Source organism: Chloroflexus sp. MS-G, assembly GCF_000735195.1.
Lineage (GTDB): Bacteria > Chloroflexota > Chloroflexia > Chloroflexales > Chloroflexaceae > Chloroflexus.
The window spans coordinates 15,001-21,967 of the sequence record NZ_JPIM01000081.1; the positions used below are offsets into that span (position 1 = coordinate 15,001).

Here is a 6,967-nt window from a genome sequence, read left to right on the forward strand (position 1 = left end):
CCCGTGCCGATTCCTTCATCACATCGCCCAATTGACCGGTGAGAATCAGTTGACCATTGCCCGGAATCACGCTCACTTCGACGAAGAGCACATCACCACCGGTAGGGGTCCAGGCCAGACCGGTAACCACGCCGACCTCATTTTCGCCAAGGATCGTTTCGCTACGGAAGCGCGGCGGTCCTAGCAGCTCATCGAGATCGGAGGCATCGATCTGCTCTGGTAACTCCTGACCGCTCGCCAGCCGGGTCGCCATTTTTCGATAAATTGCTCCAATTCGACGTTCCAGGTCGCGCACACCGGCTTCGTGGGTGTATTCACGGATCAGACGTTGTAAGGCAGCGTCGGTTAATGCCGGCCCACGATCAACCATGCCTTGCTCCTTCCGTTGACGCGGAATCAGGTAACGGCGAGCAATCTCGGTCTTCTCTTGCTCGGTATAACCGGCCAGATCGAGCAATTCCATTCGGTCGAGCAGTGCCGGTGGAATCGTATCGGCACGGTTTGCCGTACAGACGAAGAGCACTTTACTTAAATCGAATGGAACATCGAGATAGCGATCAACGAAGGCAACATTTTGCTCCGGATCAAGCACTTCGAGCAAAGCTGCCGCCGGATCGCCCTGGAACCCGATACTGAGCTTATCAACCTCATCGAGCAACAAAACCGGATTGTTGCTTCCAGCGCGACTCAGGCCTTGAATGATACGACCGGGCAACGCACCGATATAGGTTCGTCGATGGCCGCGAATTTCGGCCTCATCGCGTACACCGCCAAGGGCAACCCGCACGAACTTGCGACCAAGTGCACGGGCAATCGAGGCGCCGAGGCTCGTCTTCCCGACACCGGGTGGCCCGACGAAGCATAAAATCGGCCCACGTGCTTCCCCGCCTTGCCCTTCTTCCTGGCGAAGCTTACGCACCGCCAGATATTCGACGATGCGCTCTTTGATGCGCTCAAGATCGAAATGGTCCTCATCAAGTATCTGTCGGGCCCGGACAATATCAAGATTGTCTTCAGTGCTGGTGTGCCACGGCAAATCGAGTAACCAATCGAGATACGTCCGTGCGACCGTATATTCAGCCGCACCGGGTGGCATCCGTTCCAGACGCGACAATTCACGCTCGGCTTCCTGACGCGCCTCAGCCGGAAGATTGGCCTCTTCAATCCGACGCCGCAACTCAGCGATCTCAGCAGCGTGATCATCGGTCTCGCCCAATTCACGCTTAATCGCTTCGAGTTGTTGGCGTAATACATATTCACGCTGATTCTTCGAGACCTCTTCCTGAGCTTTACGACCGATGAGTAGAATCTCTCGTTCGCGTTCGAGGAAGCGCAAGACCAGTTGCAGTCGCTCGGAGACATCGAAGGTATCAAGCACCGTCTGCTGGTCATCAAGACTCAAATTAAGATTGGCAGCGATCAAATCGGCCAGCATTCCAGGATGCGGTGCATTCGCGGCCGCAATAGCTAGCTCATCGGGTAGATTTGGACTCTGCTCGACGATCTGCTGAAAGCCAACCAGTGCCGCCCGTGCCAAGCCAGCCGTCTCAAGCGAGACATCAGCCGGATCAATAGCAACGCTGATCCGAGCCTGCGGATACGGTTTGGTCGTAATCCATTGCTGTACCCGAATCCGAGCCTGACCCTGCAACAGCAGTTGCACGCCACCCTGTGGGAGGCGCATCATCCGCACGATCAGCGCGGCGGTACCGGTCGAAGCCAGCATTGCCGGTTCAAACTCGGCTCCAGTTTGAACCCGACGAAAGACGCCGATGATCTTTGTTGAGAGCGCTGCTTCATCGACTAAACGCACCCAGGCATCACCACTGACCACTAACGGCAAGAACATGCCTGGGAAAAGCACAGCATTGTTTATCGGTAATACCGGCAATACTTCCGGAATATCCGGTATCGGTAAACGTTGAGGAGAGGCACTTTCGCTCACGATTATTCTCCCTCCAGCACTGGAATAACGACCTGGCGCAGGGTATGTCTGGCAAAGGGCAACCGAATCTCGAGCAGACCGTGAAAGGAACGAGCACTGCTCTGTTCGGGATCAACGGCATGCTCGAATGGTATCTCAAACTGAAACATCCCGGCAGCAATCTCCATTCGGTGCAATCGCCGTAGGCCGGGCGGCAGCGTGAGCTGGCGTACCCCGGCGATTCGCACCCGTTCGGGATAGGCTTCAATCTGCACCGTGGTCGGATCAACACCGGCAAGCTCGATAACCAGGATGATCTCGCGATCAGTCTCGAAGATATTGAGCGGCGGCGACCATGGTCGTATGTCGAACTGAGCATACGGTAGTCGGGTACGTAAAATACGAATATACGATGAGTCGCTCATTGGTTACATCCTTTTCTGCTACGCCTCGATGATAAACGAGCGCTTGAAGAGTTCGTACCGACGTTTCACCTGTCGCACCCGCCAGCCCAGCACCAGTAATACGCTACCAATAGCGATGAAAAAGGCCGCAGCCAGCAACGCTAAAAGTTCAGGCCAGATGATTACTGCAATCCCCAGAGCGATTAAGGCTAAGCCCTGCGAGAGGTAGAACCACCAGAGCGCCGATAGTTCGGCGGTGAGATAATCGAACGGTCGAAAATCGATAGAATAGACCGGCATAATACACCTCCTACCAGTATATGTTCGCGTCAGCATATCCAAACCAATCACTTATTCGTACCAATCAGCGTCAACCCAGTTCATATCGGGTTGCAGAGCACGTCGGTAAGCCAGTTCCGCACGGAGACGGGCAATTTCGCGTTGCATTGCCAGCATACGGCGGCGCATATGCAAAATGACATCAACTGCATCCGACGGCACTCCTAAATCATCGATCAAACGGCGGATCAAACGCAATTCGGCAAACTCTGCCGCCGGCAACTCAGGGATTGGATGAATATACCCGAGATCAACGAGATGCTGCAAAACCGGTACCGGCAAACCCACTGTCAGCGCCAGGTCTTCTAAACTCCTCCGTCGCACCAGCATAGGCGGCGTCTCCTTTATCATTTATCATTGCAACTCAGCCAACGTGACCGGCAACACCTGCTCGCGACCATCACGCAACACCTTGACCTGCACCGTCTCGCCAACTTGGGTTTGCGTTTCGAGATAGACGATTAAATCCTGGCTGGTCGTTATTGGCTGATTGTTAATAGCGACAATGACGTCACCCCCAAGTGGCAGACTGACATTGCCTACCCGAGCCAGACGGTCAGGTCCGCGTAATCCAGCCCGTGCTGCCGGTCCATTCGCAACCAATTCAGCGATCAACAAACCCTGGTCAGGTAATTGCACACCGGCCCGTCTGAACAAGGCAGCCCGCTGAGGCGTCAACTCAATCACCCGCACCCCTAACGATGGATGTGGATAACGACCGTCTCGGATCAAGACCGGCACAACTCGTTGGACAGTACGTGCTGAGATGGCAAATCCAATACCAGCATTAGCGCCACTCGGACTCAGAATAGCCGAATTGACACCTATCACCTGTCCGGTGAGATTGAGCAACGGGCCGCCTGAATTACCAGGATTGATCGCGACATCAGATTGAATAACTTCGCCGATGAAGCGTTGGTTAGGGCTTTCAATGACTCGCCCCAACGCACTGACAATACCGAAGGTAAGAGTGCGTTCCAAACCAAACGGATTGCCGATTGCCAACACAAATTGACCTACGTACACTTGGGTAGAATCACCGATTGGCAAGGGACGGATCGACCCGGCGGGCAGATCAACTTTGATCACTGCCAGATCGTTTGATGGATCACTGCCAACAATCTGGGCGGGAACAGTCTGCCCATCGGCCAGGGTAACCTGTAGTTCATCGGCATCGGCAATCACGTGATAGTTCGTCACAATATGGCCTTGAGTATCGTAGAAAAAACCTGAACCGCTACCCTGACGTGGGATCGGATTGAAGAAGAAATCATAACTGACCGAGCGACTGGTGATATTCACCACACTCGATCCGGCTTCACGATACACGTCTGCAATTCGAGCCTCAAGGTCGGTCACGGACAGCGGGATCACCGTTGGCCCAACGGTTGGCGCTATCTGCATCGCCGGCGTCGGCGATGGTGAAACTGCAACAGCCGTCGGACGATTGCCAACCAATGCAGCCCAAACAAACGCACTGGCAATCACAGCCAGGAGCGCCAGTTCGAGTAACAGCATGATCCACCGTCCGCGTCCCGATTGACGTTCCATAGAAACCTCTTGTTTAGTGATACAACGTTCTAACGCCTACGACGACGCACAAGATCACGCAATGTTGCCAGCTCCGTCTCGCTCAGCGGTTCGGGCAACACCAACTTCACTCGTGCGAAGAGATCGCCCCGTTCAGATGGATTTTCCAGGCGTGGCATCCCTTTCCCGCGTAGCCGGAACACTCGATCAGCCTGGGTCAGCGGTGGTATCTTGAGCGTCACGGTGCCATCAATCGTTGGCACCCTGACTTCACCACCCACTATTGCAGTGAAGGCGTCAACCTCAACTACTGATCGCAGATCATCACCATCACGCTCAAACTGCGGATGCGGCGCCACTTCAACGATCAGATAGAGATCGCCATCGGGTCCACCACCGATACCAGGCGCGCCCTGACCACTTAGACGCACGCGGGTACCGGTTTGTACACCGCGTGGAATCCGAGCCTCGATCCGCCGGTTACCGACCTGAAGGGAGCGAGTTGTCCCCGAAAAAGCCTCTTCCAGGGTGATAGTGACCGGAACTTCGAGATCGCGTCCACGCGCACTTCGGCTCGTCCGCCGAAATTGTGGTTGACCGAAAATCGAACTGAAGAAGTCGGAGAAGGGACTGTCGGCGCCAAACAAGTCTTCGAGATCTTCTGGCGACACATTGTAGGTATAGACTTGTTGACCAGGCGCCGCCTGCCACTGGCTCCAGTTGAAATCACCGCGGCCACCGCTGCGCTGCCAGCGCTGATAGTACGAGCGCAGCTCGTCGTACTTTCGCCGCCGCTCAGGATCACTCAGCGCCTGATAGGCCTCATTTATTTCTTTAAAGCGCTCCTCAGCCTTTTTGTCACCCGGATTGACATCAGGATGGTACTGCCGCGCCAGCTTGCGATAGGCTTGTTTAATCGCTTGTTCATCAGCATCCGGGCTAAGGCCTAAGATTGCGTAGTAATCCTTGAATTCCATAGTTTCCCACACACGTGATGTTGTAAGATAGCGATGTTACCCGTGTGAGGCACGGATGATCTCTTGACGACCGGTATAACGTCTTACCGGCACATACCGGTACACTTACCAGCGGAAGATTCCGGCCAGACCGTTAAAATCGCGGATCAGCCGCTCTTGAGCAGCACCGGTCACAAACTCTAACCGGGTAGCAAAGGCGGCACAGGCATCGACCAACACATCACGAAGGGCAACCGGTTGCGGATCGCTATCAGGGGCCAGTAAAACGGCCTGTTCACGACTGGCAGCCAATAGCCCTTCAGGGGTCATCCAGACCTGTGCGTCTAGATACCAGGGTGCAATCAGCAGACTCAAGCGACCCTCCTGCAACGCATTCAGAGTTGGATCAACTCCCCACACACCCGGTTGGCGCACAACCTGTTCGAGCAGAGATTGCTCGTGGGTCTGTTCAACCTGTTCTAATACCGGCATGACTTTGGCGAGCACATGAGCCGGTGCTGCATCGGGATGCGGCAGATCGGCAACATGCGCCACAATCATCTGTCGAACAGAACGGGGCAACAGATCGGCAAACTGTTTGGTTGCCTCTTCACGACCAAGTAATACCAGGCGGCGCACCCGCAGATGATCAAGTGCACGTTCAGTTAACTCGGCTAGACGTTGCAGGTAGCGTACCGCAATGTTCTCCATTCGTCGGGCAAATCGGTCGCGATTCCCCATTGCCTGGGCACGCAATGCCTCCCGCAGCCGTCGTGGATCGAACTGTGTTAATTGCTGCCAGAGATCGGACTCAACACTGCGGAACACATCAGTGTGCTCAACGATCTCGCCGAGGAAGACTTCAAAGAAGCGCCAGCCTTCGCCACGCAACCAGACAACGGCAGTGTGCTCGTACTGATCGAGAGCATAGATCAGCGGCGAAATATACGGCTCGCCCCAGCGCGCCTCAACCCGTCCGTTCCGCACATCAACCAAAGGTAAATTGATATGGAGCGGTAACCTCGTTACCGCAACGGTGGTGCTCTTGCGTTCGGCAGCAGGCGCTGCGGCAAACAGCGCCAGCGTGCGCGCCTCCGGCGCAATTTCAGCCTCAAGCGCTGTCAGCACCGCCTGTTCAATCTCTGCCGGTGCTGCGAGTGCCTTTACTGCGTTACGTGCACGCAAAACCCACGCTCGCCGTTCGTTTTCGGGCCTGGTTGGATCAACCTCAACGTACAGCGACAGCACTGGTGGCTGCAATTCACTTAACTCTGCGCGGAGCTGTTGCACTGCTTCCCGATCGATCATACACACTTCCTTTCTGACAATCATCGCCACCAGCGGGCAATCACGTTGGCGATGATCGTCAATATCAGACTCACGACTAACATGGTGCCAAGCGGAATGAAAATCGTCAGGTTGTCGCGTTCGATCAGAATATCACCAGGCAGGCGACCCAACCATGGCAAACGTCCGGCAGCCATCATGACTAGCCCGATCACAACCAGCAGGATACCAACGCCAATTAACCAGCGGCCAATTTCCGTCATACGTACACCTCGATACGGGCACTGAAACAGCCCTTTTCTATCTGCTTGCTATTATGATGGCACGGTATTAGCTGCTGATCAACAGCTTGCTAACAATGTATTAGAATGTCTTTGTAGCAATGACTATGTTTCCCCATCGTCATGATACTCGATCTGAGCAGCGCCGCACCGGATACACCTGAAGAAACCCATTGCAACATGTGGAATTCATCCCCGATGATAGAGCAGCTTTATGAGGTATACTGCATGTAGGAACTTATTTCC

Annotated in this window: 8 protein-coding genes (1 of these 8 cut by a window edge); all 8 read right to left on the bottom strand. The window is 54.7% G+C overall.

Going from position 1 to position 6,967, the window contains the following annotated elements:
- Positions 1-1,945: the 5' portion of an endopeptidase La gene (gene lon / locus JE47_RS0114290; RefSeq protein WP_031460410.1), read on the bottom strand. 428 nt of this gene lie to the left of the window's left edge; only the first 1,945 of its 2,373 coding nucleotides appear in the window; the start codon lies at positions 1,943-1,945; the stop codon falls past the left edge of the window.
- Positions 1,946-1,947: 2 nt separating this feature from the next.
- Complete coding sequence (locus tag JE47_RS0114295; protein ID WP_031460411.1) at positions 1,948-2,349, bottom strand: Hsp20/alpha crystallin family protein; 402 nt, start codon at positions 2,347-2,349, stop codon at positions 1,948-1,950.
- 18 nt (positions 2,350-2,367) lie between these two features.
- Entirely contained in the window at positions 2,368-2,628 is a 261-nt protein-coding gene (locus JE47_RS0114300) for a hypothetical protein (protein WP_028459083.1), read from the bottom strand.
- 51 nt (positions 2,629-2,679) lie between these two features.
- A complete protein-coding gene (locus JE47_RS0114305) occupies positions 2,680-2,997 on the bottom strand; it encodes a chaperone modulator CbpM (protein ID WP_028459082.1) in 318 nt (105 codons plus the stop codon).
- Between the two features lie 24 nt (positions 2,998-3,021).
- Positions 3,022-4,218 (bottom strand): S1C family serine protease, encoded by a 1,197-nt coding sequence (locus JE47_RS0114310; protein ID WP_031460412.1) that lies wholly within the window; start codon positions 4,216-4,218, stop codon positions 3,022-3,024.
- A 29-nt stretch (positions 4,219-4,247) separates the two neighbouring features.
- A complete protein-coding gene (locus JE47_RS0114315) occupies positions 4,248-5,174 on the bottom strand; it encodes a DnaJ C-terminal domain-containing protein (RefSeq protein ID WP_031460413.1) in 927 nt (308 codons plus the stop codon).
- Positions 5,175-5,279: 105 nt separating this feature from the next.
- Entirely contained in the window at positions 5,280-6,461 is a 1,182-nt protein-coding gene (locus tag JE47_RS0114320) for a VLRF1 family aeRF1-type release factor (protein WP_031460414.1), read from the bottom strand.
- A 20-nt stretch (positions 6,462-6,481) separates the two neighbouring features.
- Positions 6,482-6,703, bottom strand: a complete 222-nt coding sequence (locus JE47_RS0114325; RefSeq protein ID WP_031460415.1) for a DUF2905 domain-containing protein — start codon at positions 6,701-6,703, stop codon at positions 6,482-6,484.
- Positions 6,704-6,967: the final 264 nt, after the last annotated feature.